Raw genomic sequence first — 26,741 nt, 5'->3', positions numbered from 1 at the left:
CGCTCAGGTGGGAGAGAGAATGGAACTGGATATCAATGAGCTACTCAATTTCTCGCCATTGATGAAGACCTTTACCTTCAATGCCTGGGTCGTCGCAGGCTTCACGCCGATTACCCGCGGCTCCACGCTGGACTACTACATTAACCGCCCGCAGGGGATGAAAGGTTACATCATTAATCTGACCCTGCGCGGCCAGGCGCGGGCGAAGGCGGGCGATGGCTTCCTTCTGTGCCGGGAAAACGATCTGCTGCTGTTTCCTCCCGGGGTGCCCCATCACTACGGCAGGGACGAGCACAGCGAGTATTGGGACCATCTGTGGATCTACTTTATCCCCCGCCCCTACTGGATAGACTGGCTAAAGTGGGACCAAACTACTCACGGTATCGGCAAAACAACCATTAACGATCCCGAACAGCTCCAGCAGCTGCGCGATCTGTTCTACGAAGTGATACGCCATCACTCGGCATCCGCGCCGCTGTCGGAAGCGCTGGCGATGAACGCCCTGGAAAGGTTGATCCTTCACTGTTTTCAGCGACAGCCCATCAGCAACCGTCACGCCCACGACCCACGGATTAACGCCGTCTGCGACTACCTCAACGCCCATATTGCGCAGGAGGTAAAAATCGAGACCCTGGCGGCGATGGTATTTATCTCCCCTTCACGTCTGGCGCACCTTTTCAAAAATGAACTGGGGCAAACGGTTTATGCGTGGCGGGAAACGCAACGCATCAACCGCGCCAGGTGGCTTATTCAGAGCACCTCGCTCCCGCTTAACAAAATTGCTTTATCGGTAGGCTACAGCGATCCGGTCTATTTCACCCGCTTGTTTCGTAAACATAACGGCATTCCACCGGGCGAATATCGCAAACGCTATGCGGAAATGAAGGGCTAAAAACATCAACGGCTCCCATCGGGAGCCGTCTTTTACCTACTACGTACTGCTACGTTTCAGGTTATGCCATCTCAGTTTGCAGACGCAACACCTGACGATTGACTTCGGACATCACTGACAGATGCAGCTTGTCCTTGACCTTCGGGATAAGGATTTTGCCCTTATCAAATTCAAATGCGCCAACGTCCTTGATGTACAACCGTCCACGAAACAGGATCTTCACGTACTTCGCCACTTGCAGCGGATTGTAGCGTTGGAAAATTTTCATTCTTCTCTCCTGCCAGGGTTACGCTCCTGTGGTGCCACAGTTAGCCCACGTATCGGGAGCGCAAATTTTAATGCCCTAAAACTATAGTCCAGAATCTCAGAGGGACCCAGTATGTATAAGTTTATTTACCCTTTGATGACAATAATTCAGAATTTTCGTTTCAGACATACGATGAAGTAAGTATAAGTCGCCGTTTTTCGACTAATTTGTGCGTCAACACGCAAACTGGCATCCTCATTGCGGGTAATCACCACCAATCGCACTTATGATTAAACGAGACCAAGTGGTCGGATCACCTGCACAAAAAATGATTAAGGAAACCGTATGACCCTACGTAGCATACTGGCCGCCTCGTTACTCCTCGTGCCGCTGCTGGCCTCAGCGCATAACTTTGTCGATGGCCAGCGCGTGGCGCCGGTCGGCGTCGCGGATCGGGGCGAATTAATTCTGGATAATGATAAGTTTAGCTATAAAAACTGGAATAGCTCGCAGCTGGCGGGAAAAGTGCGCGTCGTCCAGCACATCGCCGGACGCTCGTCAGCAAAAGAGAAAAATGCCAACCTGATCGAGGCGATTAAAGCAGCGGGCTTCCCGCACGATCGCTATCAGACCACCACCATCGTTAACACCGACGATGCCATCCCGGGCACCGGTATGTTTGTGCGCAACAGTATCGAAAGCAATAAAAAGCTCTTCCCATGGTCGCAATTTATCGTCGACAGCAATGGATTGGTGCGAAAAGCCTGGCAGCTGGACGAGAAGAGCTCGGCGATTGTGGTGCTGGATAAGAGCGGGCGCATCCAGTGGGCCAAAGACGGCGCGCTCACTCAGCAAGAGGTGCAGCAGGTGATCGACCTGCTGCATAAATTGCTTAATAAATAGAGACCCGGAAGCCGGGATTGAGGAAGGATTCACGCGGCGTGTAGTCGAGGGTTTTGCCCTGCCAGTCGTGAACATGCGCCCCGGCGGCGACCGCGACGGCATGGCCGGCGGCGGTGTCCCAGGTGCTGGTCGGCCCGAAGCGCGGATAGAGCTGGGCCTGGCCTTCCGCCACCAGGCAGAACTTCAGCGAGGAACCGATGGAAGTGGTCTGGTGCTCGCCCAGTTGCTCAAGGTACTCCTGCAGCTCCGGATCGTTGCCATGGGAGCGGCTGATCACCACCAGCGGTGGACGGGCATCGCGGACCTGGATCTGCTTGCGCACGCCGCACTCTTCTTTCCAGGCTTTGCCTTTTTCCGCGCTGTACATCACCTTCATCACCGGCGCATAGACCACGCCCAGCGTCGGCTTGCCGTTTTCAATCAGCGCGATATTAACGGTGAACTCGCCGTTACGCTTAATAAATTCTTTGGTGCCGTCCAGCGGGTCGACCAGCCAGTAGCGCTGCCAGTGCTGGCGCACTTCCCAGGCCGGCGGGTCCTCTTCCGACAGAATGGGAATGGTGGCATCCAGCGCCTGCAGGCCGCTGACAATGACTTTATGCGCCGCGAGATCCGCCGCCGTGACCGGAGAATCATCTTTCTTGCTGGCGACGTTGATCGGCTGGTTTCCATCGTAAACTTCCATGATGGCATCGCCCGCGTTCCGTGCAAGCTGACATACTTGTTCTAACATTCTCCACCTCGTCTGGTTACAGTGGCGTTAACTTGTTGTTTTATTTATATCGCATCACCGCAAGTTCCGCTATCTGTGATAACGATGGCGGTTTCTCTGCCCGCTTTTCTGGCAAGATTCACATTTCTGTAAGCAACAGAATATAAATACATTTTCTTCTGTGCTATCGCTCATAAAAAAGGACGCCTCTGATGATTAAGTTTAGCGCAACGCTCCTGGCCACGCTGATCGCCGCCAGCGTCAACGCCGCAACGGTCGACCTGCGGATCATGGAAACCACCGATCTGCACAGCAATATGATGGACTTTGACTATTACAAAGATGCCGCCACGGAGAAATTCGGCCTGGTGCGTACCGCCACCCTGATTGAACAGGCGCGGGCAGAAGCGAAAAACAGCGTACTGGTGGATAACGGGGATGTCATCCAGGGGAGCCCGCTGGGCGACTACATGGCCGCCAAGGGACTGAAAGAGGGCGATGTTCATCCGGTGTATAAGGCGATGAATACCCTGAATTATGCCGTCGGCAACCTGGGCAACCATGAATTCAACTACGGCCTCGACTTCCTGCACAAGGCGCTAGCCGGGGCGAAATTCCCCTACGTGAACGCCAATATCATCGATGCCAAAACCGGCAAACCGCTTTTCACCCCGTACCTGATCAAGGATACCCCGGTTCAGGACAGCGAAGGTCAATCCCACACCCTGCGCATCGGCTATATCGGCTTTGTGCCGCCGCAGATCATGACCTGGGATAAAGCCAATCTTAGCGGCAAAGTGACGGTCAACGACATTACCGAAACCGCGCGCAAATATATCCCGGAGATGCGGGCGAAAGGGGCTGATGTGGTGGTAGTGGTCGCTCACTCCGGCCTCTCCGCCGACCCGTATCAGGCGATGGCCGAGAACTCAGTCTACTACTTAAGCCAGGTGCCCGGCGTTGACGCCATCATGTTCGGCCACGCCCACGCGGTATTCCCAGGCAAAGACTTCGCCAACATTAAAGGCGCGGATATCGCCAGAGGGACGCTGAACGGCGTACCGGCGGTGATGCCGGGAATGTGGGGCGATCATCTCGGGGTGGTCGATCTGGTGCTGAACAACGACAGCGGCAAATGGCAGGTGACTCAGAGTAAAGCGGAAGCACGGCCAATCTACGACGCGGTGGCGAAGAAATCGCTGGCGGACGAAGACGGTAAGCTGGTGGCGGTGCTGAAAGCCGATCACGACGCTACTCGCGAGTTCGTCAGTAAGCCGATCGGCAAGTCCGCCGACAACATGTACAGCTATCTGGCGCTGGTGCAGGACGACCCGACGGTGCAGGTAGTCAACATGGCGCAGAAAGCCTACGTTGAACACTACATTCAGGGCGACCCGGATCTGGCGAAACTACCGGTACTCTCCGCTGCCGCGCCGTTTAAAGTCGGCGGGCGTAAAAACGATCCGGCGAGCTTCGTGGAAGTGGAAAAAGGCCAGCTTACCTTCCGCAACGCCGCCGACCTCTATCTCTACCCGAACACCCTGGTGGTGATGAAGGTCAGCGGGAAGGAGGTCAAGGAGTGGCTGGAGTGCTCCGCCGGGCAGTTTAACCAGATTGACCCGACCAGCAGCAAGCCGCAGTCGCTGATCAACTGGGACGGCTTCCGCACCTATAACTTCGACGTGATTGACGGGGTGAACTACCAGATCGACGTCACTCAGCCGGCCCGCTACGACGGCGAATGTCAGATGATCCATCCGCAGGCAGAGCGTATTAAGCACCTGACCTTCAACGGCAAACCGGTCGATCCGCAGGCCACTTTCCTGGTCGCCACCAATAACTATCGCGCGTACGGCGGTAAATTCGCTGGCACCGGCGAAAGCCATATCGCCTTCGCCTCACCGGATGAAAACCGTTCAGTGCTGGCGGCGTGGATTGGCGCGCAATCGAAGAAGGATGGCGCGATCCATCCGGCGGCGGATAACAACTGGCGTCTGGCGCCGATCCACAGTAAGACGCCGCTGGATATTCGTTTTGAGACCTCGCCTGGCGACAAAGCCGCGGCGTTTATCAAAGAGAAAGCCCAATATCCGATGCACCAGGTGACCACCGATGATATCGGCTTCGCCATTTATCAGCTGGATTTGAGTCAGTAATCCCTGTTCCCCGGTGGCGCTGCGCTTACCGGGGCTACAGGGAGTGATACATTTTCACTCCTCGTGGCTAGCCAGCACCGCCGGCAGATTAACCTCGATCCAGTCCGCCAGGGCCGCCACCTTCTCGCTCACCTGCAGGCCGAGCGGCGTCAGGCTATATTCAACGTGCGGGGGCACCACCGGATAAGAGACGCGGTCGATAAAACCATCCTGCTCCAGGGCCTGCAGCGACTGCGCCAGCATCTTTTCGCTGACTCCGCCCATTTTGCGCCGCAGATCGCTGAAGCGATGGGTTCCTTCGCGCAGCGCCACCAGAATCAACACGCCCCAGCGGCTGGTGACATGTTTAAGCACATCGCGCGACGGGCACTGTTCCGCAAACAAATTGCCATTGCGCAGTTTCTCGCTCAGCGTCGGTTCGGCCATTTTCACACTTACCTTTTTGTACGTACTTACTAAAAGTTAGTTAAGGTGTTAGCTTACCACAACTGCCACTAAACACGAAGGAGAAGACTAATGATCGCTCTTACCGGTGCCACCGGCCAGCTTGGCCACTACGTTCTGCAAGACCTGCTTAAAACCGTCCCTGCCGGCCAGATTGTGGCGATTGTCCGCAACCCGGCCAAAGCCCAGACTCTCAGCCAGCAGGGCGTTGTCGTCCGCCAGGCCGACTATAGCGACGAAGCGGCGCTGACCGCCGCGCTGCAGGGCGTGGATAAACTGCTGTTAATCTCCTCCAGCGAAGTCGGCCAGCGCGCCGTACAGCACCGCAACGTCATCAACGCCGCCAAAGCCGCTGGGGTGAAGTTCATCGCCTACACCAGCCTGCTGCACGCCGACACTTCGCCGCTGGGCCTGGCCGCAGAGCATATTGCAACCGAGCAGATGCTGGCCGACTCTGGTATCGCTTACGCCCTGCTGCGTAACGGCTGGTATACTGAAAACTATCTGGCCAGCGCGCCGCCGGCGCTGGAGCACGGCGTGTTTATCGGCGCCGCCGGCGAAGGTAAAATTGCCTCCGCCACCCGCGCAGATTATGCCGCCGCGGCCGCCCGCGTTATCGCCGGTGAAGGCCATGCAGGGAAAGTTTATGAACTGGCGGGTGATAACGCCTGGACGCTGAGCGACCTGGCTGCTGAGCTGAGCAAGCAAAGCGGTAAAAACGTGGTCTACCAAAACCTCAGCGAAGCCGACTTCGCCGCCGCGCTGAAAAGCGTCGGCCTGCCGGCGGGTCTGGCCGATATGCTTGCAGACTCCGACGTCGGCGCCTCGAAAGGCGGGCTGTTTGACGACAGCCGCACCCTGAGTACGTTGATCGGCCGTCCGACCACCTCCCTTGCCGAAAGCGTGAAAGGCATTCTGTAACCGCCCCTCTCAGCTTTTGCGGTTGCGTCCCGGCGGTTCCTCTCTCATATTGAAGAGATTAATCGTCGGGAGGCAGGCATGCAGGGCGTACCACCCCAATTTAGTGATGAAAAAGATCGCGCGCGCTTTCGCCATCTCGAACAGCTGCCCGGGGTAGAGCTTTACCACGCCCATATCTCCCGCTACGCCTTTGAACCCCATACCCACGAAGCTTTCGGCATTGGCGTGATTGAGCAGGGTGCCGAGCGCTTTCGCTACCGCGGCAGTCAGCACATCGCCGCCGCCAATGCCATTGTCACCATGAATCCCGACGAGTTGCACACCGGCGAAGCGGAAACCGCCGACGGCTGGCGCTACCGGATGATTTATCTGGAGCCGGACCGTCTGGAAGCCATCACCGGGGTGCGCGACTGGTGGTTCAGCGAGGTGGTCCGCGAGGATCCCCTGCGGTCCCGGCGGATTGGCCAGCTGATTTACGGTCTGTGGCACAGCGAAGATGCGCTGGCCCAGCAGGGAATGCTGCTCGACCTCATCGACACCTTCCGCCCTCTGGCCCACCATGCCTCGGCGCAGGGTGAGGCCGGGCATCGCTTCGACCGCGTGCGCGACTACCTGCATGATAACTATATGCGGCCCATCACCCTCGACGAGCTGGCGCAGGTGGCGGCGCTGAGCCCGTACCACTTTCAGCGCCAGTTTAAAGCCCACTATCACGTAACGCCCCATCAGATGCTGATGGCCATCCGCCTGTGGCGCGCCAAAGCATTTCTCACCCACGGCATGCCCGCCGCCGAAGTGGCGATAGCCGTCGGCCTCACCGACCAGTCTCACCTGACCCGCACCTTCACCCAGCGTTACGGCATTACGCCGGTACGCTATCAGAAGCAGGTCGCCAGGCGCTGATGCGCAATCTCATACAATATTCCCGCCCGGCCTCCTTCTACACTGCAGACAACCGTGATGACAATGGATGCAATGATGATTAGTGGTGTGTTGTACGCCCTGCTGGCGGGGCTGATGTGGGGTTTAATTTTCGTCGGGCCTTTGCTGGTGCCAGAGTATCCGGCGATGTTGCAGTCGATGGGACGCTATCTGGCCCTGGGTCTGATCGCCCTGCCGCTGGCATGGCTCGGGCGCGCGCGTTTGCGCCAGCTGAGCCGGAACGACTGGTGGACCGCGCTGGGTCTGACGATGATGGGAAATCTTATCTATTACGTCTGCCTGGCCAGCGCCATTCAGCGTACCGGGGCGCCGGTCTCCACCATGATTATCGGCACGCTGCCGGTGGTATTGCCGGTCTTCGCCAATCTGCTCTACAGCCAGCGCGACGGAAAGCTGCCATGGCGGCGCCTGTTTCCGGCGCTGGTCTGCATCGCCGTCGGCCTGATCTGCGTTAACGTCGCGGAACTGCGCCAGGGGCTGCCTGATTTTAGCCCGTGGCGCTACGGCTCCGGCATTGCGCTGGCGCTGGGGTCGGTGGTCTGCTGGGCCTGGTATGCCCTGCGCAACGCCCGCTGGCTTCGGGAGAACCCGCATCAACCGCCGATGATGTGGGCTACCGCTCAGGCGCTGGTGACGCTTCCGGTTTCGCTGGCCGGCTATCTCGCCGCCTGCGCCTGGCTGCACGGTCAGCAGGCCGGGTTCCCCCTGCCCTTCGGCCCGCGCCCGGCGGTGTTTATTACGCTGATGCTGGCCATCGCGGTGCTCTGCTCATGGGTCGGCGCGCTGTGCTGGAATATTGCCAGTCAACGATTACCGACGGTGATCCTCGGGCCGCTTATCGTTTTCGAAACCCTGGCCGGGCTTCTGTATACCTTTCTGTTGCGGCAAAGTTTACCGCCGCTGCTGACCCTGAGCGGTATCCTGCTGCTGGTGCTCGGCGTGGTCTCCGCCGTCCGCGCCAGGCCGGAAAAACCGACGTTGCAACCGCTGACGAACGAAAAAAAGTAGCCGGGCCCTATTAAGGGGTATTCCCTCGCCATAAAGATGCATTTAAAATACACCTTATATTCCTGATGACGAGGTAACTGCTATGGCTTTCCGTGACCAACCTTTAGGCGAGCTGGCGCTGACCATCCCGCGCGCCTCCGCCCTGTTCCGTCAATACGATATGGATTACTGCTGCGGCGGCAAACAGACGCTGGCGCGCGCCGCATCGCGCAAAGCGCTGGATGTCGCGGTGATTGAAGCCGAGCTGGAGAAACTGGCCGGGGAGCCTATCACCCGCGACTGGCGCGCGGCGCCTCTGGCGGAGATCATCGACCATATCATCGTTCGCTATCATGACCGGCACCGCGAACAGCTGCCGGAGCTGATCCTGCAAGCCACCAAGGTTGAACGGGTCCACGCCGATAAACCGAATGTGCCGAAAGGGCTGACGAAGTACCTGACTATGCTGCAGCAGGAGCTCTCCAGCCACATGATGAAAGAGGAGCAGATCCTGTTTCCGATGATCAAACAGGGGATGGGCGCCCAGGCCGGGGGCCCGATCGGCGTAATGGAAAGCGAGCATGATGAAGCGGGCGAACTGCTCGAGGTAATCAAACATATCACCCATAACGTGACGCCGCCGCCGGAAGCCTGCACCACCTGGAAGGCAATGTATAACGGTATCAACGAGATGATCGACGATCTGATGGAGCATATCAGTCTGGAAAATAACGTGCTGTTCCCGCGTGCCCTCGCCGGTAAGTAAAGAAAAAGGCGCCCGCAGGCGCCCTCGACATTGTCCGTCTTATTTGGCCACTTTGAGTGGCCTTTTTTATGACGATCCGTTGCAAGCAACGTTAAAATTTTCGTTTATTTCGCCAGACGTTTTTTGCCGGCAAACAGCCAGCCCGCCCCCAGCAGAACAAACCACAGCGGGGTGACCATCAGCGCTTCACGGGTATCATCTTCGAGGGTCAACAGCACCAGTACGAAGACGAAGAAGGCCATGCACACCCAGCACATTAATTTGCCCAGCGGCATCTTATACTTGGACTTCTCGTGCAGCTGCGGACGCTTTTTACGATAGACCAGGTAAGAGCAAAGGATAATCGTCCAGACGAACATGAACAGGATCGCCGACACCGTGGTGATCATGGTGAACGCGGCGATCACGCTCGGGTTGACCATCAGCATCACCACACCGCCCAGCAGGCACATGCAGGAGAAGGTTAAGCCCTTCGCCGGCACCGCACGCTTCGACAGTTTGGCGAACATCTTCGGCGCCTGACCATCCTGCGCCAGACCGAACAGCATACGGCTGGTGGAGAAGACGCCGCTGTTGGCTGAGGAGGCTGCGGAAGTCAGCACCACGAAGTTAATCAGGCTCGCCGCCGCCGGCAGACCGACCAGCACGAACAGCTCAACGAACGGGCTCTTGCTCGGCACCACGGAGCTCCACGGCGTCACCGACATAATCACAATCAATGCGAAGACGTAGAACATAATGATACGCAGCGGGATGGAGTTAATCGCCCGCGGCAGGGATTTTTCCGGGTCTTTGGTTTCAGCCGCAGTGGTACCGACCAGCTCAATCCCCACGAAGGCGAATACCGCAATCTGGAAGCCGGCGAAGAAGCCGCTCAGCCCTTTAGGGAACCAGCCGCCGTCATTCCACAGATGCGCGAAAGAGGCTTCGACGCCGGTCGGCGATTTAAAATGCATCATGACCATCACCAGGCCGACCACGATCAGCGCCACGATGGCGACGATTTTGATCATCGCGAACCAGAACTCCATTTCGCCAAACATTTTGACGGTGGCAAGGTTCAGGCCCAGCAGCAGCAGGATCACCGCCAGAGACGCGACCCAGTCGGAGAGTCCGGGAAACCAGAACTGCGCGTAGGCGGTGATCGCCACCACGTCCGCCATCCCCGTCACCACCCAGCAGAACCAATAGGTCCAGCCGGTAAAGTAGCCCGCCCAGGGGCCCAGCAGATCGGCCGCGAAGTCGCTGAAGGATTTATATTCGAGGTTCGACAGCAGTAATTCGCCCATGGCTCGCATAACGAAAAACAGCATAAAACCGATAATCATATAAACAAAAATAATAGATGGCCCGGCAAGGCTGATGGTTTTGCCAGAACCCATAAATAATCCTGTGCCGATCGCCCCGCCAATTGCAATCAGCTGAATATGTCGGTTTGTGAGATTTCGCCGTAGCGATTGTTCAGTCGGCTCCTGCTCGATAGCAGCGACTTTAACCTGATCTACCATGTGATTTCTTCCTGTTGTACCTGTCTGTGTTGTTCAGGCTCTGATGGCCTGTCGTCTGTCATTAACCCCAGCAAGGGCTAGTCGATATTAGGTAAGAATCGGAGGGATGAATACTATGATTTAGATATAATGTTAATTTTATGTTTAAAGTGAGTGTTATATCACTCATCTAACGCGAAATAGCTCACAAAAATACACCCATACGCGATGAATGCAAAACATAATTCCAATTAATTTTTAACTTAAGGATTTTACGCTATTTTTGTGGCTTCCCCCGCCGCTGGGGAAGAGGAAGCCTCTGCTGTTTAGATAATATCCAGCAGTTCAACTTCGAAGATCAGGGTGCTGAACGGAGGGATCGACGCGCCAGCGCCGCGCTCGCCGTAGGCCAGGTTGTGCGGGATGGTCAGTTCCCATTTGGAACCTACCGGCATCAGGGTCAGCGCTTCAATCCAGCCGCCGATTACGCCGGTCACCGGGAACTCTGCCGGTTCGCCGCGGGCGACGGAGCTGTCGAAGACGGTGCCGTCGATCAGTTTACCGGTGTAATGCACGCGTACGCGGTCGGTACGGGCCGGGATCGGGCCTTCGCCCTGGGTCAGCACGCGGAACTGCAGGCCGGACTCGGTGCTGTTCACACCCTCTTTCTCGCGGTTTTCATCAAGGTACTTCTGGCCGTCAGCGGCCATCGCCTGGAAACGCTCGCGACGCACGGCGTCGGCGCGCTCGTGGATTTCACGCAGCGCACGGTGGACGGCTTCTACCGGCACCTGCGGCTGGTTACCTTCCAGCGCATCGGCGATACCCGCCACCAACGCTTCCGGCAGCAGCCCCTGCAGGCCGGATTCGCTCAGCTGTTGTCCAACCTGCAAGCCGATACCGTAACTTGCCTGCGCTTCGATAGTGTCAAAAGTTGGGGTTGCCATCTTTGTTCCTTTTTTGGGTGATAAACATCAAGAGAAAAGCGTCCGGAAGCATAACAGCCATAGCGAAATGGGTAAAACTTTGTCGGCGGATGATGACAAATCTCAGCGAAAAAGAAACAATAGGCGGCATCAGGTTAACTTCACTTTGTTCCGGTCATCAGGACGTTAGCCATCTATACTCATATGCAGGATAAAAATATGCGGAGCAGGAGGAAAGCCATGCCCGGGCGCTTTGAACTGACATCTACCCTGGCGAAAATCTGGCACGCCCCGGATCATTTTCGCCTCCTGGACCCACTGCCCCCAATGCACCGCCGGGGAATTATTGCTGGCTTCCTGTTGGTTATCATCGGCATTCTGCTTCCCTCTGACGATAGCCAAAACCCGGCGACCACCAGCCGTGAAGCAAATCTGAATCTGCAGTCGCAGTCCCAGCCGCAAGCTGGCGGCAATCAGGCCGTTCCCCTGCCGCCGATCACCAATACGCCTACCGTGAGCGATGCCGACCAGATGGCACCGGTCGCCCCGGAGCCGATTCAGGATGAGCAACCGGACCAGGCGCAAACGCAACAGCCCGCTGCCTCCCAGCCCTATCAATCCTCATCGCAGCAGTCCGCGCCGGGCATTGAGCAACAGTGGCGAACCTATCGCATCGAGTCGGGCAAAACCCTGGCCCAGCTGTTCCGCGATCATGGGCTGCCGGCCACCGACGTCTACGCCATGGCGCAGGTTGAAGGCGCTGGTAAACCATTAAGCACGTTGCAGAGCGGACAGACGGTGCAGATTCGGCAGAACGCCAACGGCGTGGTCACCGGGCTCACTATTGATACCGGCAATGGTCAGCAGGTGCTGTTTACCCGCCAGTCGAATGGCAGTTTTGTGCGTGCGCGCTAGCAGAGAAGACGACAGCGAGCGTTACGCCGCCGCAAAATGAAGGGCTCTGGAAAGCAAAACGCCGGCACAAGGCCGGCGGTTTGTTGTTACCAGAACGTCAGATGCCGATTACTCAGCAACCACGTTGATGATAACTTTAGCGAATACTTCGCTGTGAACCTGGAAGTCCACTTCGTGCTCGCCAACGTTACGCAGAACGCCGTTCGGCAGGCGAACTTCGCTCTTAGCAACTTTAACGCCTGCTGCAGTGACAGCGTCAGCGATGTCGCGAGTACCGATGGAACCGAACAGTTTACCTTCGTCGCCAGCTTTAGACGCGATGGTTACGGATTCCAGGGCGTTGATCTGCGCAGCACGAGCTTCAGCAGCTGCCAGAACGTCAGCCAGTTTGGCTTCCAGTTCAGCGCGACGCGCTTCGAAGAATTCAACGTTTTTCTTGGTAGCAGGAACAGCTTTACCCTGCGGGACCAGGAAGTTACGAGCATAGCCCGCTTTAACGTTAACCTGATCACCCAGGCTACCCAGGTTTGCTACTTTATCAAGCAGAATAACTTGCATTACCTTATCCTCTCAAAGTCGTATTAATGGACCGTGACCGATTACTGATGACGATCAGTGTACGGCAGCAGGGACAGGTAGCGAGCGCGTTTGATAGCGCGTGCCAGCTGACGCTGATATTTTGCACGGGTACCGGTGATACGGCTCGGGACAATCTTACCGCTTTCGGTGATGTAGTTTTTCAGCGTAGCGATATCTTTATAGTCGATCTCTTGAACGCCTTCCGCGGTGAAACGGCAGAACTTGCGACGACGGAAATAACGTGCCATATGGCTAGTCTCCAGAATCTATCAATTCAATCTGCTCGGCATGCAGAACCATTTTGCTCAAGCCGTTCTTTGCCTTATGGCAAGAGATGAACCCTCGAACGGTTACTGCGCTACCGACCGTTATACTGTGAGTAATGGCCTGGTTCTCGTGACCGCTAATAATAACGGGCATCTGACACCATGCCTGCCGGTGAAAACCGGCTTCCTCCTGCACTGAACGATGCTCAAGCACGAACTGGCAGTGAGGAATTCCTGACGGGCTGACCTTACGAAGTGGAGTCCTGCAAATAATGCCGGACAGCTCCAGACGGTTGGTCATCAGGATTACTCTTCAGAATCCCCAGCTTCAGAATCATCTGCGGTTTCGTTGGCGAAATCTTCGCGACGCTCACGGCGCTCGTCTTTCGCTTTAACCATCGGAGATGCTTCGGTAACAGCGTGCTTAGTACGCATTACCATGCTGCGGATAACGGCGTCGTTGAAGCGGAAGTTAGTTTCCAGCTCATCGATCGCTTCCTGCGGCGCTTCAACGTTCATCAGAACGTAGTGAGCTTTGTGCAGTTTGTTGATCGGATAAGCCAGCTGACGGCGGCCCCAGTCTTCCAGACGGTGGATCGTACCTGCTGCTGCAGTGATTGCACCAGTGTAACGTTCGATCATGCCCGGAACCTGTTCGCTCTGGTCAGGATGGACCATAAAAACGATTTCGTAATGACGCATCGAATTGCTCCTTACGGATTATTCAGCCTCCTGTCTGGGTCAGCCGCGGCCCATGGAGGCAAGGAACGTGTTAAAGGGCGGCTGAAAAATTGACGCGTCATTCTAATGGCGGCCCCCCAGGAACACAAGCGCATTTGCACAAATAATTCGCACTATGCGTCAAGTTGCGCTAAGTGGGTGATTTAAAATTAACCAGCAAAGGAAGCGGCATTTTTTTGAACAACTGCATCAGAAAAGGTCGCCATGCGACGAACGCGCAGCGATTACACTTATATCAAAGCCCAACGACCACAGGAGAGCCCCCGAGTCAGCGTCAGGACTGTCAGTCAGGAGCGTAGTATATGAAACTGAAAATCATCGCCATGATGGCTGCGCTTTTCTTCAGCGCCAACGCGCTGGCAGCTATCCAAATCACCGAACGACAGGCCCGCAACATGGACGACGTGCAGAGCCTCGGCGTTATCTATATCAATCATAATATGGCCACTGAGCACGAGGCTGAACAGGCCCTTAGCCAGCTGAGCGATGCGCAGGGGGCGAAATACTTCCAGCCCATCCTGATGCATGAACCAGAAACCAACGGCCCGCTTCGCGCCAGCGCGGTGATATACCGCTAACGCCGGGCCCATTCTTCGCCTCTCCTCGCGAGGGGCGAAGCGAAACCCTCACCTAAACGCAATTGAGAATTATTTTATAAACCGACTTATCAGCGTCATTGCAACCTGATTTAATCATCAGTCTGTTTTTTGATAATCAGGAGTAATGGATGGTTCCGCGTTTCGCCACCTTAGGCCGCATCCCCAAAGGCGTTTGGGTGCTCGGCGGCGTCAGCCTGCTGATGGATGTGTCGTCCGAGATGATCCACAGTCTCTTACCGCTGTTTATGGCCACCACCCTCGGCGCCAGCGTGATCATTATCGGTCTTATCGAGGGGCTGGCGGAAGCCACCGCCCTGATCCTGAAAGTCTTCTCCGGCGCGATCAGCGACTACGTCGGCAAGCGCAAAGGGCTGGCGCTGCTGGGCTACGGCCTGGGCGCGCTCAGCAAGCCGCTGTTTGCCATCGCCCCGACCGCCGGCGTGGTGTTTAGCGCCCGCATGATAGACCGCGTAGGCAAAGGCATTCGCGGCGCGCCGCGAGACGCGCTGGTCGCCGACGTCACCCCACCGGAGATCCGCGGCGCTGCCTACGGGCTGCGTCAGGCGCTGGATACCATTGGCGCCTTTCTCGGCCCGCTGCTGGCTGTGCTGCTGATGTTTATCTGGGCCAACGATTTTCACGCCATATTCTGGGTGGCGGTTATTCCCGCCGTGCTCTCCATTCTCCTGCTGGGTTTTGGTCTGCAGGAGCCAAAATCCGCCATCGGTCATAAACGCAGTAATCCGCTGAAGCGCGAAAATCTGCAAAAGCTCTCCGCCGCCTACTGGTGGGTGGTCGCCATCGGCAGCATCTTCACCCTTGCCCGCTTCAGCGAAGCCTTTCTGGTGCTGCGCGCCCAGCAGATGGAGATCCCGCTGTTTACTATTCCGCTGGTGATGGTGGCGATGAACCTCGTCTACAGCGTTACGGCCTACCCGTTCGGTAAGCTCTCTGACAGCATGAGCCACAGCAAACTGCTGCAGTGGGGACTGCTGGTGCTGATCCTCGCCGATATCGTGCTGGCCCTCAGCGGCCACTGGAGCACGCTGCTGGTCGGGGTCGCGCTATGGGGAATTCACATGGGGATGACCCAAGGGCTGTTGGCGGCGATGGTCGCCCATACGGCGCCGCAGGAGCTACGCGGCACGGCGTTCGGTATGTTCAACCTGATGAGCGGCCTGGCGCTGTTGCTGGCCAGTACCTGCGCCGGAGTGCTGTGGGAAACCTTCGGCGCCGCTTCGACATTTTACGCTGGCGCGATAATTTGCGTGGTCACGCTAATCGGCATGCGCGCTATGCCGTCAGCTTATCGTCAGGGCTAAAAAACGGCTCCGGGGCCAGACCAGTTGTTTCACCGTGACGGTGAAAGCCCCGGAGCGCGTCGTTTACTTCTGCCCGTAGTAGGCGTTCGGCCCGTGCTTACGCAGAAAATGTTTTTCCATCAGCCAGCTATCAATCGGCTGCAGCTGCGGATTAATGCCGCGGGCAATCCACGCCATGCGCGCCACCTCTTCCATCACTACCGCGTTGTGCACCGCCTCGTGGGCGTCTTTCCCCCAGGAGAATGGCCCGTGCTGATAGACGACGATCCCCGGCGTATGCAACGGGTTTGCCTCGCCCAGCGTTTCGATAATCACCTTCCCGGTGTTCAGCTCGTAGGCCTCATCCACCTCCTGCGCGCTAAGCGCCCGGGTGCAAGGGATATCGCCGAAGAAATAGTCCGCATGAGTGGTGCCGAGCGCCGGGATCGCCAGCCCCGCCTGCGCCCAGGCGGTAGCGTGCGTCGAGTGGGTATGCACCACCCCGCCAAGGCCGGGATAACGGCGATAGAGCGCCAGATGGGTAGCGGTATCAGAGGAGGGACTCCAGCGTCCTTCCACCACGTTGCCCTGCAGATCGACCACCGTCATGTCATCGACGGTCATGGCGTCGTAGGCCACGCCGCTGGGTTTGATCGCCACCAGCCCGCGCTGCCGGTCAATCGCGCTGACATTGCCCCAGGTGAAGGTCACCAGGCCGTAGCGCGGCAGATCCATATTGGCCTCGAACACCTGCTGTTTCAGTTGTTGCATTACGCCGCCTCCATCAGCCCGGCGCGGGCCATCCGCGCTTTCACCCAGTCGCGCGCCTTCGCCACTTCCGCTAGCGGATCCGCGCTGCTTTCACTCCACATCTCAATCAGATACGGGCCGCAGTAGCCGGTCTGTTTGAGGGTTGCGAAGCAGCGTTCAAAATCGACGACCCCTTCGCCGAACGGCACGTTTTTAAAGACGCCGGGCCGGGTATCTTTGACGTGCACCGCCACGATGTGCCCCATGCCGGCCTGCAGCTCCATCTGGACGTCGTTATCCCACGCCGACAGATTGCCGATATCGGGATAAAGCTGGAACCACGGATTATTCAGGTAATGGGCGTAGCCCAGCGCTTTGCTGATCGAGTTCATCAACGGGTAGTCCATAATCTCCATCGCCAGGGTTACCTGGGCCCGGCTGGCCATCTCGACGCTCTCTTTCAGGCCATCGCGAAAGCGGCGCCGCGTCTCATCGTTCGCCTGCTGGTAATAGACGTCGTAACCTGCCAGCTGGATCACCCGGATCCCGACATCCTGCGCCAGCTGGATGGCTTTGCGCATGATTTCCAGCCCCTGAAGACGCACCGCGTCATCTTCGCTGCCCAGTGGAAAACGGCGATGGGCGCTCAGGCACATCGATGGCACCCGGACGCCGGTTTCGGCCACCGCCTTGACCAGCGCCAGACGCTGCTCCGGGCTCCAGTCCAGCCGCGCAAGGCGAGCGTCCGTTTCATCGAGGGACATTTCCACAAAATCAAAGCCCAGCGCTTTCGCCAGCTTTAGCCGCTCCAGCCAGCACTCCCCGGCGGGGAGCGCTTTTTCATAGATGCCGAGCGGAATTTGTTTCGCCAACATAGCCGCTCCTTAACCCCACAGCTGGGCGATAGAGCGTTTAAACTGGCGCGCCGCTTCCACCGGCGAAGCGGCATCGCGGATGCTGCGCCCGGCAATAAAGACGTGGATGGGGATGCCAGCGAACAGCGGCAGGTCCTCCAGCGCCAGGCCGCCGGTGACGGTCACTTTGAAGCCCATATCGGACAGACGCTTAATTGCGCTGATATCCGCCTCGCTCCACGCCACGCCCGCCGCCTGCGCGTCGCGGCTGCGGTGATAGACCACCTGCTGGATGCCCGCCTCGCGCCATGCCTGCGCCTGCTCCCAGGTCCAGAAGCCGGTTAGCTCGATCTGAACGTCGCCGTTGAACTCTTTGGCGACATCCAGCGCCCCTTTGGCGGTATTGATATCGGCGCAGCAGATCACCGTGACCCAGTCGGCGTTGGCTTCAAAGCACATCCGCGACAGAATCTTGCCGGCGTCGGCGATTTTGGCGTCCGCCAGCACAATTTTATGCGGGTACAGCGCTTTCAGATCGCGCACCGCACGCACCCCTTCCCCGACGCAAAGGATGGTGCCGACTTCAATGATATCCACCTCTTCGGCGATCAGGCGGGTGGTCTCGTAGGCGCTGGCCAGCGTTTGGTTGTCCAGTGCGACCTGTAACATAGGTAATGACATGATAGTGTTCCTTTTAAACAGCCGCCGCGGTGGCGTTTTTAATTAAATCCAGCACTTCCTGCTCGCTGCGGCAGGCGCGTAAACGGTCGAAATTGGCTTCATCATCAAACAGATTAACGATCTGCATAATCCCCACCTCCTGGTGAGTGGTGGCGTCAACCGCCGCCATGGTGATCAGAATGTCGACCGGGTCATTATCTTCGTGGTTGAAAATCAGCGGTTTTTTCAGGGTCACCAGCGCAAACCCGGTTTTCCTGACGCCCTCTTCCGGCCGCCCGTGCGGCATCGCCAGCCCGGGGGCAATCACAAAATAGGGGCCGTGCTCGGCCACGCCGTCGAGAATGGCCTGGTAATAGCGCGGTTCCACGACGTCGGCGGCCACCAGCAGATCGACGCCGATTTTTACCGCCTCCTGCCAGGTTTCCGCTTCCGCCTGCAGGCGGATGGAGTGGTTCTGCGCCAGCGATTCATGAAGTTTCATGGCCGCTCCTTATTTCACGTCCTGCGGGAAGTGAGCTTTAATCACCTCCAGCAGCTTGGGACCGAAATCCGCTGGCGAAAGCATGTTACGCACGCCCACCACATGTTTATTACCGGAGACGGTAATCTCCCCCGCGATATGGGTTGAAGCGATGATGATATCCGCGCCGTTCAGCTCGCTTTTGTATTCACCTACCGCGCAGCTGTTTACCGTGTGGTCGATGTTGGATTGCGTCAGGAACTGGTCCACCTTCATTTTCATGATCATGGAACTGCCTTGCCCGTTACCACACACAGCCAGAATACGTACGGTCATAATCAGAACTCCTTATTGGGCAGAGGCCTCTGCCAGTTGTTTTTCCGCGTCCTCCTCGGCGCGCAGCGCGCGGCCAGCGAAGAACATATAAGCCAGTGCAATCAGGATGATGACGGCCATAAACGCCAGCCCGACGGAGGCGAAGCCCTGCATCATCGGCGGCGCCAGAATCGACCAGTCCGCCATCCCCATCCAGGCGCTCATGCCGGTGAGTTTCACCGCCCATACGCAACCGAATATTTCAATCATGCCCATCACCAGGCAGATTTTGAGCGCCGCGCGCCAGCCGCCAAAGTGGTTGGCAAAAACGCCAATCGTCGCGTTGGAGAAGAACATAGGGATAAAGCCTGGAATAATCAGAATCGGGGAGCCGACGCCGACCAGAATGCCGACGGCAATCAGCTGACCGATGGTGCCCCACATAAAGCCCCAGACCACCGCATTCGGCGCGAAGCTATAGATGGCGGCGCAGTCGATGGCCAGCACCGCCCCGGGGATCAGACGCTGCGAGATACCGTTGAAGGCTTCGGACAGCTCGGCGACGAACATCCGCACGCCCTGAGTGATGATGAAAATCGCCACCGCGAAGGAGAAACCGGTCTGCAGGATATAGACCGTCCAGTGGGTTTTACCCGCCATCGCCTGCACCACGTCAATGCCGAAAGAGAGCAGGATCGCACCGAAGAAGATAGTCATCACAATCGCGGTGGAAACGATGTTGTCGTGGAAGATGTTCAGCCAGCCAGGCAGCTTGAGGTCTTCGACGCTCTCCTCTTTTTTCCCCAGCCAGGGCGCCACTTTGTAGGCAATCCACGAGGCGAACTGCTGCTGGTGCCCGATAGAAAACCCGCAGCCGTCGGTGACCATCTGAGTAGGCTTGTACATCATATTGGAGGTAATGCCCCAGTAGAGTGACACCAACACCGCGGTGCAGATGATGGTGGTCCACATGGAGTAACCGAAAATAAAGAACGAGACCGCGATCAGCCCCGCCTGCTGAAACATGATATGGCCCGTCAGCATGATGGTGCGGATGCCGGTAATCCGGCGCAGCAGGACGTAACAGATATTCAGCGCCAGCGCCAGCAGCACCGCGTAGCCCACCCAGCTATAGGCCTCGCCCATCCGGTCGATGGTCGCCATCATCGAGGCATAGGTGTCAGAGATGGCGCCGTTAATGCCGTACACCTCTGACATTTTCGCCACCACCGGTTTAAAGGTGCTGGTGAGGATGCCGGAGCCGGCTTGTAACAGCATGAAACCGATAATGGTTTTGATGGTGCCTTTGATAATCACGCTGACGCTTTTACGCAGCAGGATATAGCCCAGGCAGGTCACGATACCCAGCAGCAGCGGGGCATTAGTCATCACCTGATTAAAGAAAACGGTAAAGATGTTGTAGAGGATTGCCATAACACACTCCCGATGGTGAAGGCGCTGAACGCGCCTTACGCTCAGCATTTCTCGTTGCTCACTCTAATAATCAAAAATAATCACAACAAGATTAAATTTGATTAAATGTGACGCACACCGCAATAATCCTTTCCTTCACTCAGGTTATTTCCATTCATTTATAATGAAACAGAAATAAACATTTTAAATCATATATATAAAACAAAAACCAAGGCACGTAAGCTGTGAAAAAGACGGGATATCATGCGTATCAGATCGCAAAATGGATGGAAAACATGATTGCAATCCTGGAAGCACAGTGACAACATAAATCAAATCAAATCAAATAATGATTACTTTTGAAAATACACGAGGAAGACCGCGATGAGTAAAGTACAGACCATCACCCGTGAATCATGGATCCTGAACACCTTTCCGGAATGGGGTAGCTGGCTGAATGAAGAGATTGAGCAGGAGCAGGTTGCGCCCGGCACCTTCGCCATGTGGTGGCTGGGCTGTACCGGCATCTGGTTGAAATCCGAAGGCGGCGCCAACGTCTGCGTCGATTTCTGGTGCGGCACCGGCAAGCAGAGCCACGGCAATCCACTGATGAAAACCGGCCATCAGATGCAGCGGATGGCAGGGGTGAAGAAGCTCCAGCCCAATCTGCGCACCACCCCGTTCGTACTCGATCCATTCGCCATTCGCCAGATTGACGCGGTCCTCGCGACCCACGATCACAACGATCATATTGACGTCAACGTCGCCGCCGCCGTCATGCAGAACTGCCCGGCCGATGTGCCGTTTATCGGCCCGAAAACCTGCGTCGATATGTGGATCGGCTGGGGCGTGCCGAAAGCGCGCTGTATCGTCATGAAGCCCGGCGATGTCGTGAAGATTAAGGACATTGAGATCCACGCGCTCGACGCGTTCGACCGTACCGCGCTGATCACCCTCCCGGCGGATCAAATAGCTGCCGGCGTGCTGCCGGACGGGATGGACCAGCGCGCGGTCAACTATCTGTTTAAAACACCGGGCGGCAACCTGTACCACAGCGGCGATTCCCACTACTCCAACTATTACGCGAAGCATGGCAACGAGCATCAGATTGACGTCGCCCTCGGCTCGTATGGCGAGAACCCACGCGGGATCACCGACAAAATGACCAGCGCCGATATCCTGCGCATGGCAGAATCGCTCAACGCGAAGGTGGTGATCCCGTTCCACCATGATATCTGGTCGAACTTTCAGGCCGATCCGCAGGAGATCCGCGTCCTGTGGGAGATGAAAAAAGATCGTCTGAAGTACGGCTTTAAGCCGTTTATCTGGCAGGTCGGCGGCAAATTTACCTGGCCGCTGGATAAAGACAATTTCGAATATCACTACCCGCGCGGCTTCGACGACTGCTTCACCATCGAGCCGGATCTGCCGTTCAAATCCTTCCTGTAAACCTCCTCCGGCAGGCCCTGCCTGCCGGAAATACCCCGCCTGAGGGTTAGTATTTTCACATGATTTCAAATATCATCTTTGCCGTTCACTTTTAATCGGATTCGCTCATGACGGAAGCGCAAAGGCACCAAATTCTGCTGGATCTGCTCGCCCAAACGGGGTTTGTTACCGTAGAGCAGGTGATGTCGCGGCTTGGGATCTCACCCGCAACGGCCCGACGTGATATCAACAAGCTGGATGAAAGCGGCAAACTGAAAAAGGTACGCAATGGCGCGGAAGCCATTAGCGAGCAGCGCCCCCGCTGGACGCCGATGAATATCCACCAGGCACAGAATCTGGATGAAAAAGTGCGTATTGCGCGCGCCGCTTCGCAGCTGATCGCGCCGGGTGAAAGCATCGTCATCAACTGCGGCTCTACCGCCTTTCTGCTGGGGCGTGAACTGTGCGGCAAACCGGTGCAGATCATCACTAACTATCTGCCGCTGGCCAACTACCTGATCGACCAGGAACACGACAGCGTGATTATCATGGGCGGGCAGTACAACCGCAGCCACGCCATCACCCTCAGCCCCCACGGCAGTGAAAACAGCCTCTATGCCGGGCACTGGATGTTCACCAGCGGCAAAGGGTTAACCGCCGAGGGATTATACAAAACCGATATGTTGACCGCCATGGCCGAGCAGAAAATGCTCAGCGTGGTCGGCAAGCTGGCGGTGCTGGTCGACAGCAGCAAGATCGGCGAGCGCGCCGGGATGTTATTCAGCCAGGCCGGGCAAATTGACGTGGTGATCACCGGCAAACAGGCCGATGCCGCGATCCTCAAGCAGCTTGAGGACCAGGGCGTCAGCGTGATCCGCGTTTAAAGATGCTGCTGAAAAAAGGCGACCGTCGTAGCCAGCGCCTCCGGGGTGATGCGATGGCGGACGCCTTTCTGCCAGACGCAGGTCAGCCTGGCTGCAAGGTCGCTCTGCCTGAGCGCTTGCTCAAGACGGAAGGTCTCTTCCGGCGGCACCACGTCGTCGGCATCGCCATGCCAGAGCAACAGCGGCCGCCGGGCGAGCGACGCCAGCTGATGGCTGACATCCCATTCGCTGAGGCTGTCGCCATCAAAGCCAGGCGAGGGAAACAGGGTTTGCGACAGCGAACGAAAATAGCCTGATCCCATCAGGCAGGCGACGCTGTTCAGCTCGGGATGGTGCGTCATGATACCCAGGGCCGTCATTCCCCCCATCGACGCCCCCGCCACCGCCAGTCGCTCTCCTTCCAGCCAGCCTTCGGCGATAATCGCCTCGCGCAGCGCGGGAAACTCGCTGAAATTCTGCTGCAAGATCGGCCAGAAGCGCTGCATCCGCCCGGTCTCATCACCGTGATAGCGCGCGCCATGCTCCGGCGCGTCCGGCATAATCACCCGGAAACCCGCCTGGGCCAGCGCCACCGCAAAGTAGCTGTAAACCAGTTTCGACGAGGTAAAGCCATGATAAAAGACGATACAGGGCAGTGGCTTGTCCAGACTCTCCTGCGGGCAGGCATGCAAAATTTCGCCACCGCCGAGGTTGCGCGTTTCTAGTGCAATCATTTATCGTCTCCCTTCTCTATTGTGGTTAGGCGGCATGGGAAAATGCATTCACCAGGCAACCCAGTTTGCTACGATTCATAATGTTGAGAACCCGGTTACGCTTTCACAACATTTTCATTCGAAAATCGCGTCAGAGATAACAGTTCGGGAACATTCCCCGGAAATCCTGTTAAGGCTACCACTACACTATCACTATCAGGAAACGAGATATGGTTATGCGCAGGTTGTCTCCGTGGTTACTGGCTATCGTTCTCAGCGGGTGTAGTGCTTTGCAGGGAACGCCGGAAGCCCCGCCGCCCGCCACCGACCATCCGCAGGAGATCCAGCGCAACCAGACGGCTGGCCTGCAGAAAATGGCTACGGTGAGCGTACTGATGTACGGTTCGCCGATGGATGTCGAAGCGGCGCTGAAGGCCAAAGCAGAAGCGGCCAAAGCCGATTACTACGTCATCATCATGATCGATGACACCATGGTACCCGGCCAGTGGTATTCGCAGGCGATCCTCTATCGTCGATGACGAGGCGGTGTCTTTAAATCTGCTTTACATAGCTTTGCGTCCATTCACGTTCTCCTGTGCATAATAACGTTCGGCCAGCCACCTGGCAGGACGTTAGCAACGGACTGCCCTTGGGACTACGTGAAATGGAGCTGACGATGAAACGATCTTTTACCCTATCCAGCCTGCTGTTAACCACTGCGACGGCCAACACGTCCGCGCAGTCAGCCGAATTCGCCAGCGCGGATTGCGTCACCGGCCTGAATGAAATCGGTCTGATCTCCGTCGCTAATCTTTCCGGCAGCCAACAGGATGTGGAGCACGCCATTGCCCGCAAAGCGGACGAGCAAGGCGCCTCCTGGTATCGCATTATTCAGATGTACGAGGAACAACAGCCGGACAGCTGGCGCGTGCAGGCCATTCTCTACGCCTGAGGCGCCTGGCGCCCCCGCCCCATGGCCCGCAGCAGCAGGTCGTTGAGGGTCGGCGCGTCAAGACGTATGCCGCCGCGCGTGTCGAGCATCATCCGGCACCAGGCTTCGGCCAGCGGCGGCGAAGCGAAACGCAGCATCTGCGCCCCCGCCCCCAGACGATAGACCAGCCGGGCAATCTCTCTGCCCTGCTCTTCGGCGGGTCGTTTCAGCAATTGCTGCAGCTGACGCCATGCGCGGTCGAGATGGCGGTTTTGTCCTTTCACCTCCGCACACTCCGCGGCCAGCAGCTCCATCGCCGCCGGCTGCTTGCTCAGTACCCGCATCACATCGAGGCACATAATATTGCCGGAGCCTTCCCAGATGCTATTGACCGGCATCTCGCGATACAACCGCGGCAACTCACTCTCCTCGCAATAGCCGATCCCTCCCAGGACTTCCATCGCCTCAGCGACAAACGGGATACCGGCCTTGCAGATGGCAAACTTGGCCGCAGGCGTAAACAGACGCGCCCAGGCGCTTTCCCGGGCATCATCCCGACGGTCCCAGGCTCGCGCCAGACGAAACAGAAACGCGGTCTGTCCTTCAAGACGGAGCGCCATTTGCCCCAGCAGCTGGCGCATCATCGGCTGATCGACCAGATTTTTACCGAACGCCTGACGCTGTAGCGCATGATACAGCGCTACTGAGAAGGCCCGGCGCATCAGGGCATGGCTGCCCAGCGCGCAGTCAAAGCGGGTGAGACCGCCCATCCTGAGGATCTGCCGCACGCCGTCGCCCTCGTCACCCACCAGCCAGCCGCAGGCGTCATAAAACTCCACTTCGCTACTGGCGTTGGAGCGGTTGCCGAGCTTCTCTTTTAAGCGCTCCAGACGCACCCCGTTGCGCTGCCCGTCGGGCAGCAGGCGCGGCACAAAGAAGCACGACAGACCCGCAGGCGTCTGGGCCAGCACCAGGTGCGCATCGCTCTGCGGCACCGAGAAAAACCATTTGTGTCCCACCAGCCGGTAAAACCCTTCCGCTGTTTTCTCCGCGCGGGTGGTATTGCTCAGCACATCGGAACCCCCTTGCTTCTCGGTCATCCCCATGCCAATCAGCAGACCGCGCTTCTGGTCGCCCGGGGCGAGGTGGGGATCGTAACGGTCGCTCAGCAGCGGCGACAGCCAGTCGCCAAAAGGCGCGGGCAGGGCGCGCTGCAGCAGGGGCGTCGCGGCGAAGGTCATGGTTATCGGGCACAGCGTTCCGGCCTCTACCTGGGCGTGAAGCAGAAAGCGAGCGGCGCGCGCGACAAACGCGCCTTCACGGGCATCCTCCTGCCAGGCGAGATTATGCACCCGGTTCGCGCACAGCCCCTGCATCAGCAGATGCCAGGCGGGGTGGAAGCGAACGTCGTCCAGTCGGGCGCCGGTGGCGTCATAGCGCAGCAGCTCCGGCGGGTTGCTGTTGGCCAGGCGTCCCAGCTCCAGCGATTCTGCGGTCCCCAGTTGCTGGCCAATGCTGGCGAGCAGATCGCCATCCCAGCCGGCACCTTCGCGGACCACCGCTTCACGTAAGGCGGTATCGGACAGGAACAGATTGCTGTTATTCAGCGGGGTCGGTTGATTAAAAACGGTGTGCGTTTGCCAGTGCATCGTGTCTCCCTCCATCAATGGCGATAACCCTAAGTATGGTTATCCGGGGGGATACTCGCCCGCGAGAGCGGTCACAAAAAAGCCATCCCGAAGGATGGCTTTTCAGTTTCGTCAGCGGGTCAGCTTAGCTGCGCTGGCGTACCGCCTCAAACAGGCAGATGCCGGTGGCCACCGAGACGTTCAGCGAGGAGACGCTGCCCGCCATCGGAATGCTGATCAGCTCATCGCAGTGCTCGCGGGTCAGGCGGCGCATGCCTTCGCCTTCCGCGCCCATCACCAGCGCCATCGGCCCGGTCATTTTGCTCTGGAACAGCGTATGGTCGGCTTCACCTGCGGTTCCAACGATCCAGACGTTCTCCTCCTGCAACAGACGCATGGTGCGCGCCAGGTTGGTGACACGGATCAGCGGGACGTTCTCCGCCGCGCCGCAGGCCACTTTCTTCGCCGTCGCATTCAGCTGCGCGGAACGATCTTTTGGCACAATCACCGCGTGCACGCCGGCAGCATCGGCGCTGCGCAGGCAGGCGCCGAGGTTATGCGGATCGGTCACACCGTCAAGGATCAACAGGAACGGCTGATCGAGCTGCGCCAGCAGATCCGGCAGATCATTCTCTTGATACTGACGCCCCGGCTTCACGCGGGCAATGATCCCCTGGTGTACCGCGCCTTCGCTCTTCTCATCGAGAAACTGGCGGTTGGCCAGCTGAATCACCACGCCCTGCGCTTCCAGAGCGTGGATCAGCGGCAGCAGGCGCTTATCCTCACGGCCTTTCAGAATATAAACTTCCTGAAAACGCTCAGGTGCGCGCTCCAGCAGTGCCTGCACCGCATGGATGCCGTAAATCATTTCACTCATTGATGTACTCGTTTTAGGTTCTGTTATCCGCCCTTCACCCCGTC

The 26,741-nt window shown here is 57.7% G+C and carries 32 protein-coding genes; 14 read left to right on the top strand and 18 right to left on the bottom strand.

The features are described from left to right. Positions 1-19 precede the first annotated feature (19 nt). Positions 20-892, top strand: coding sequence for an arabinose operon transcriptional regulator AraC (araC, locus tag ABLU50_RS19460; RefSeq protein WP_004206480.1), 873 nt, complete (start codon positions 20-22; stop codon positions 890-892). A gap of 61 nt (positions 893-953) precedes the next feature. Here araC and ABLU50_RS19455 read toward each other — a convergent pair whose 3' ends face one another. Continuing rightward, entirely contained in the window at positions 954-1,160 is a 207-nt protein-coding gene (locus ABLU50_RS19455; RefSeq protein ID WP_002886707.1) for a DUF1107 domain-containing protein, read from the bottom strand. 324 nt (positions 1,161-1,484) lie between these two features. Between ABLU50_RS19455 and ABLU50_RS19450 the strand changes: the two genes are divergently transcribed. Continuing rightward, positions 1,485-2,042, top strand: a complete 558-nt coding sequence (locus tag ABLU50_RS19450) for a YtfJ family protein (RefSeq protein WP_004206478.1) — start codon at positions 1,485-1,487, stop codon at positions 2,040-2,042. On the opposite strand, the gene cysQ is transcribed toward ABLU50_RS19450, so the two are convergent. Continuing rightward, positions 2,032-2,775 carry a 3'(2'),5'-bisphosphate nucleotidase CysQ gene (cysQ, locus tag ABLU50_RS19445; protein ID WP_004206477.1) on the bottom strand — a complete coding sequence of 248 codons (744 nt, stop codon included), beginning with the start codon at positions 2,773-2,775 and terminating at the stop codon, positions 2,032-2,034. The genes ABLU50_RS19450 and cysQ overlap by 11 nt on opposite strands. A gap of 191 nt (positions 2,776-2,966) precedes the next feature. On the opposite strand from cysQ, the gene cpdB reads away from it, so the two are divergent. Next, positions 2,967-4,910, top strand: a complete 1,944-nt coding sequence (cpdB, locus tag ABLU50_RS19440; RefSeq protein WP_087832367.1) for a 2',3'-cyclic-nucleotide 2'-phosphodiesterase — start codon at positions 2,967-2,969, stop codon at positions 4,908-4,910. Between the two features lie 54 nt (positions 4,911-4,964). On the opposite strand, the gene ABLU50_RS19435 is transcribed toward cpdB, so the two are convergent. Next, positions 4,965-5,336 carry a helix-turn-helix domain-containing protein gene (locus tag ABLU50_RS19435; RefSeq protein ID WP_004206475.1) on the bottom strand — a complete coding sequence of 124 codons (372 nt, stop codon included), beginning with the start codon at positions 5,334-5,336 and terminating at the stop codon, positions 4,965-4,967. Between the two features lie 90 nt (positions 5,337-5,426). On the opposite strand from ABLU50_RS19435, the gene ABLU50_RS19430 reads away from it, so the two are divergent. The 4 genes from ABLU50_RS19430 to ytfE all read left to right on the top strand — a co-directional run bounded on the left by ABLU50_RS19430 (position 5,427) and on the right by ytfE (position 8,970). Continuing rightward, complete coding sequence (locus tag ABLU50_RS19430) at positions 5,427-6,275, top strand: SDR family oxidoreductase (protein ID WP_048294053.1); 849 nt, start codon at positions 5,427-5,429, stop codon at positions 6,273-6,275. A gap of 78 nt (positions 6,276-6,353) precedes the next feature. Further along, positions 6,354-7,178 (top strand): AraC family transcriptional regulator, encoded by an 825-nt coding sequence (locus tag ABLU50_RS19425; RefSeq protein ID WP_017900588.1) that lies wholly within the window; start codon positions 6,354-6,356, stop codon positions 7,176-7,178. A 75-nt stretch (positions 7,179-7,253) separates the two neighbouring features. Then, a complete protein-coding gene (locus tag ABLU50_RS19420; protein ID WP_004206472.1) occupies positions 7,254-8,225 on the top strand; it encodes a DMT family transporter in 972 nt (323 codons plus the stop codon). Positions 8,226-8,307: 82 nt separating this feature from the next. After that, positions 8,308-8,970, top strand: coding sequence for an iron-sulfur cluster repair protein YtfE (gene ytfE, locus ABLU50_RS19415; protein WP_048322753.1), 663 nt, complete (start codon positions 8,308-8,310; stop codon positions 8,968-8,970). Between the two features lie 104 nt (positions 8,971-9,074). On the opposite strand, the gene cycA is transcribed toward ytfE, so the two are convergent. Together cycA and fklB are read right to left on the bottom strand one after the other, a co-directional pair. Further along, positions 9,075-10,478 (bottom strand): D-serine/D-alanine/glycine transporter, encoded by a 1,404-nt coding sequence (gene cycA / locus ABLU50_RS19410; RefSeq protein WP_004206470.1) that lies wholly within the window; start codon positions 10,476-10,478, stop codon positions 9,075-9,077. 305 nt (positions 10,479-10,783) lie between these two features. Next, complete coding sequence (fklB, locus tag ABLU50_RS19405; protein ID WP_002886687.1) at positions 10,784-11,404, bottom strand: FKBP-type peptidyl-prolyl cis-trans isomerase; 621 nt, start codon at positions 11,402-11,404, stop codon at positions 10,784-10,786. A gap of 219 nt (positions 11,405-11,623) precedes the next feature. Between fklB and ABLU50_RS19400 the strand changes: the two genes are divergently transcribed. Then, positions 11,624-12,298 carry a LysM-like peptidoglycan-binding domain-containing protein gene (locus tag ABLU50_RS19400; protein WP_023319573.1) on the top strand — a complete coding sequence of 225 codons (675 nt, stop codon included), beginning with the start codon at positions 11,624-11,626 and terminating at the stop codon, positions 12,296-12,298. A gap of 108 nt (positions 12,299-12,406) precedes the next feature. Here ABLU50_RS19400 and rplI read toward each other — a convergent pair whose 3' ends face one another. From rplI to rpsF, 4 genes are read right to left on the bottom strand one after another with little or no spacing between them, the layout of a single operon-like run. Beyond that, positions 12,407-12,856, bottom strand: a complete 450-nt coding sequence (gene rplI / locus ABLU50_RS19395; protein WP_004206464.1) for a 50S ribosomal protein L9 — start codon at positions 12,854-12,856, stop codon at positions 12,407-12,409. 41 nt (positions 12,857-12,897) lie between these two features. Continuing rightward, positions 12,898-13,125, bottom strand: a complete 228-nt coding sequence (gene rpsR, locus ABLU50_RS19390) for a 30S ribosomal protein S18 (protein WP_000135199.1) — start codon at positions 13,123-13,125, stop codon at positions 12,898-12,900. 4 nt (positions 13,126-13,129) lie between these two features. After that, the gene (gene priB / locus ABLU50_RS19385; protein WP_002885722.1) at positions 13,130-13,444 is read right to left on the bottom strand and encodes a primosomal replication protein N; all 315 of its coding nucleotides are present in this window, start codon (positions 13,442-13,444) and stop codon (positions 13,130-13,132) included. A gap of 5 nt (positions 13,445-13,449) precedes the next feature. Beyond that, positions 13,450-13,845 (bottom strand): 30S ribosomal protein S6, encoded by a 396-nt coding sequence (gene rpsF, locus ABLU50_RS19380; protein ID WP_002885691.1) that lies wholly within the window; start codon positions 13,843-13,845, stop codon positions 13,450-13,452. A gap of 341 nt (positions 13,846-14,186) precedes the next feature. Between rpsF and ABLU50_RS19375 the strand changes: the two genes are divergently transcribed. Next, positions 14,187-14,462: a DUF1471 domain-containing protein gene (locus ABLU50_RS19375; protein ID WP_004206463.1), complete on the top strand. Its 276-nt coding sequence runs from the start codon at positions 14,187-14,189 to the stop codon at positions 14,460-14,462. A gap of 149 nt (positions 14,463-14,611) precedes the next feature. Further along, complete coding sequence (locus tag ABLU50_RS19370) at positions 14,612-15,805, top strand: MFS transporter (RefSeq protein ID WP_048322748.1); 1,194 nt, start codon at positions 14,612-14,614, stop codon at positions 15,803-15,805. Positions 15,806-15,868: 63 nt separating this feature from the next. Here ABLU50_RS19370 and ABLU50_RS19365 read toward each other — a convergent pair whose 3' ends face one another. Genes ABLU50_RS19365 through ulaA form a run of 6 tightly spaced genes read right to left on the bottom strand, consistent with a single transcriptional unit; the run spans position 15,869 to position 20,278 of the window. Next, complete coding sequence (locus ABLU50_RS19365; RefSeq protein ID WP_087832368.1) at positions 15,869-16,555, bottom strand: L-ribulose-5-phosphate 4-epimerase; 687 nt, start codon at positions 16,553-16,555, stop codon at positions 15,869-15,871. Beyond that, positions 16,555-17,409 carry an L-ribulose-5-phosphate 3-epimerase gene (locus tag ABLU50_RS19360; protein WP_017900591.1) on the bottom strand — a complete coding sequence of 285 codons (855 nt, stop codon included), beginning with the start codon at positions 17,407-17,409 and terminating at the stop codon, positions 16,555-16,557. The genes ABLU50_RS19365 and ABLU50_RS19360 overlap by 1 nt, the downstream gene beginning before the upstream one ends. Before the next feature lie 9 nt (positions 17,410-17,418). Continuing rightward, a complete protein-coding gene (ulaD, locus tag ABLU50_RS19355; protein ID WP_008807179.1) occupies positions 17,419-18,069 on the bottom strand; it encodes a 3-keto-L-gulonate-6-phosphate decarboxylase UlaD in 651 nt (216 codons plus the stop codon). Between the two features lie 13 nt (positions 18,070-18,082). Next, the gene (gene ulaC, locus ABLU50_RS19350; RefSeq protein WP_023319570.1) at positions 18,083-18,550 is read right to left on the bottom strand and encodes a PTS ascorbate transporter subunit IIA; all 468 of its coding nucleotides are present in this window, start codon (positions 18,548-18,550) and stop codon (positions 18,083-18,085) included. A 9-nt stretch (positions 18,551-18,559) separates the two neighbouring features. Beyond that, entirely contained in the window at positions 18,560-18,865 is a 306-nt protein-coding gene (gene ulaB, locus ABLU50_RS19345) for a PTS ascorbate transporter subunit IIB (protein ID WP_002885682.1), read from the bottom strand. A gap of 12 nt (positions 18,866-18,877) precedes the next feature. Then, positions 18,878-20,278, bottom strand: a complete 1,401-nt coding sequence (gene ulaA, locus ABLU50_RS19340; protein WP_087832369.1) for a PTS ascorbate transporter subunit IIC — start codon at positions 20,276-20,278, stop codon at positions 18,878-18,880. Between the two features lie 363 nt (positions 20,279-20,641). Here ulaA and ulaG point away from each other — a divergent pair, with 363 nt between their 5' ends. Together ulaG and ulaR are read left to right on the top strand one after the other, a co-directional pair. Continuing rightward, positions 20,642-21,706, top strand: coding sequence for an L-ascorbate 6-phosphate lactonase (gene ulaG / locus ABLU50_RS19335; RefSeq protein ID WP_049003758.1), 1,065 nt, complete (start codon positions 20,642-20,644; stop codon positions 21,704-21,706). Positions 21,707-21,813: 107 nt separating this feature from the next. Further along, on the top strand, positions 21,814-22,569 hold the full coding sequence (ulaR, locus tag ABLU50_RS19330; protein WP_004206453.1) for an HTH-type transcriptional regulator UlaR: 756 nt from the start codon (positions 21,814-21,816) through the stop codon (positions 22,567-22,569). Here ulaR and yjfP read toward each other — a convergent pair. After that, a complete protein-coding gene (yjfP, locus tag ABLU50_RS19325) occupies positions 22,566-23,282 on the bottom strand; it encodes an esterase (protein WP_087832370.1) in 717 nt (238 codons plus the stop codon). The two genes, ulaR and yjfP, sit on opposite strands and share 4 nt — an antisense overlap. 209 nt (positions 23,283-23,491) lie before the next feature. Here yjfP and bsmA point away from each other — a divergent pair, with 209 nt between their 5' ends. Both bsmA and yjfN read left to right on the top strand, forming a co-directional pair. Further along, a complete protein-coding gene (gene bsmA, locus ABLU50_RS19320; protein ID WP_004206451.1) occupies positions 23,492-23,800 on the top strand; it encodes a biofilm peroxide resistance protein BsmA in 309 nt (102 codons plus the stop codon). Between the two features lie 137 nt (positions 23,801-23,937). Then, a complete protein-coding gene (yjfN, locus tag ABLU50_RS19315; RefSeq protein ID WP_004206450.1) occupies positions 23,938-24,213 on the top strand; it encodes a DUF1471 family protease activator YjfN in 276 nt (91 codons plus the stop codon). On the opposite strand, the gene ABLU50_RS19310 is transcribed toward yjfN, so the two are convergent. Next, on the bottom strand, positions 24,204-25,841 hold the full coding sequence (locus tag ABLU50_RS19310; RefSeq protein ID WP_087832371.1) for an isovaleryl-CoA dehydrogenase: 1,638 nt from the start codon (positions 25,839-25,841) through the stop codon (positions 24,204-24,206). The two genes, yjfN and ABLU50_RS19310, sit on opposite strands and share 10 nt — an antisense overlap. A 124-nt stretch (positions 25,842-25,965) precedes the next feature. Then, positions 25,966-26,697: a 23S rRNA (guanosine(2251)-2'-O)-methyltransferase RlmB gene (gene rlmB / locus ABLU50_RS19305; protein ID WP_002885669.1), complete on the bottom strand. Its 732-nt coding sequence runs from the start codon at positions 26,695-26,697 to the stop codon at positions 25,966-25,968. Positions 26,698-26,741: the final 44 nt, after the last annotated feature.

The organism is Klebsiella sp. GG_Kp173 (assembly GCF_040062415.1).
In the GTDB taxonomy this organism is placed as follows: domain Bacteria; phylum Pseudomonadota; class Gammaproteobacteria; order Enterobacterales; family Enterobacteriaceae; genus Klebsiella; species Klebsiella quasipneumoniae.
This window is presented reverse-complemented; position numbering and strand designations above follow the sequence as displayed.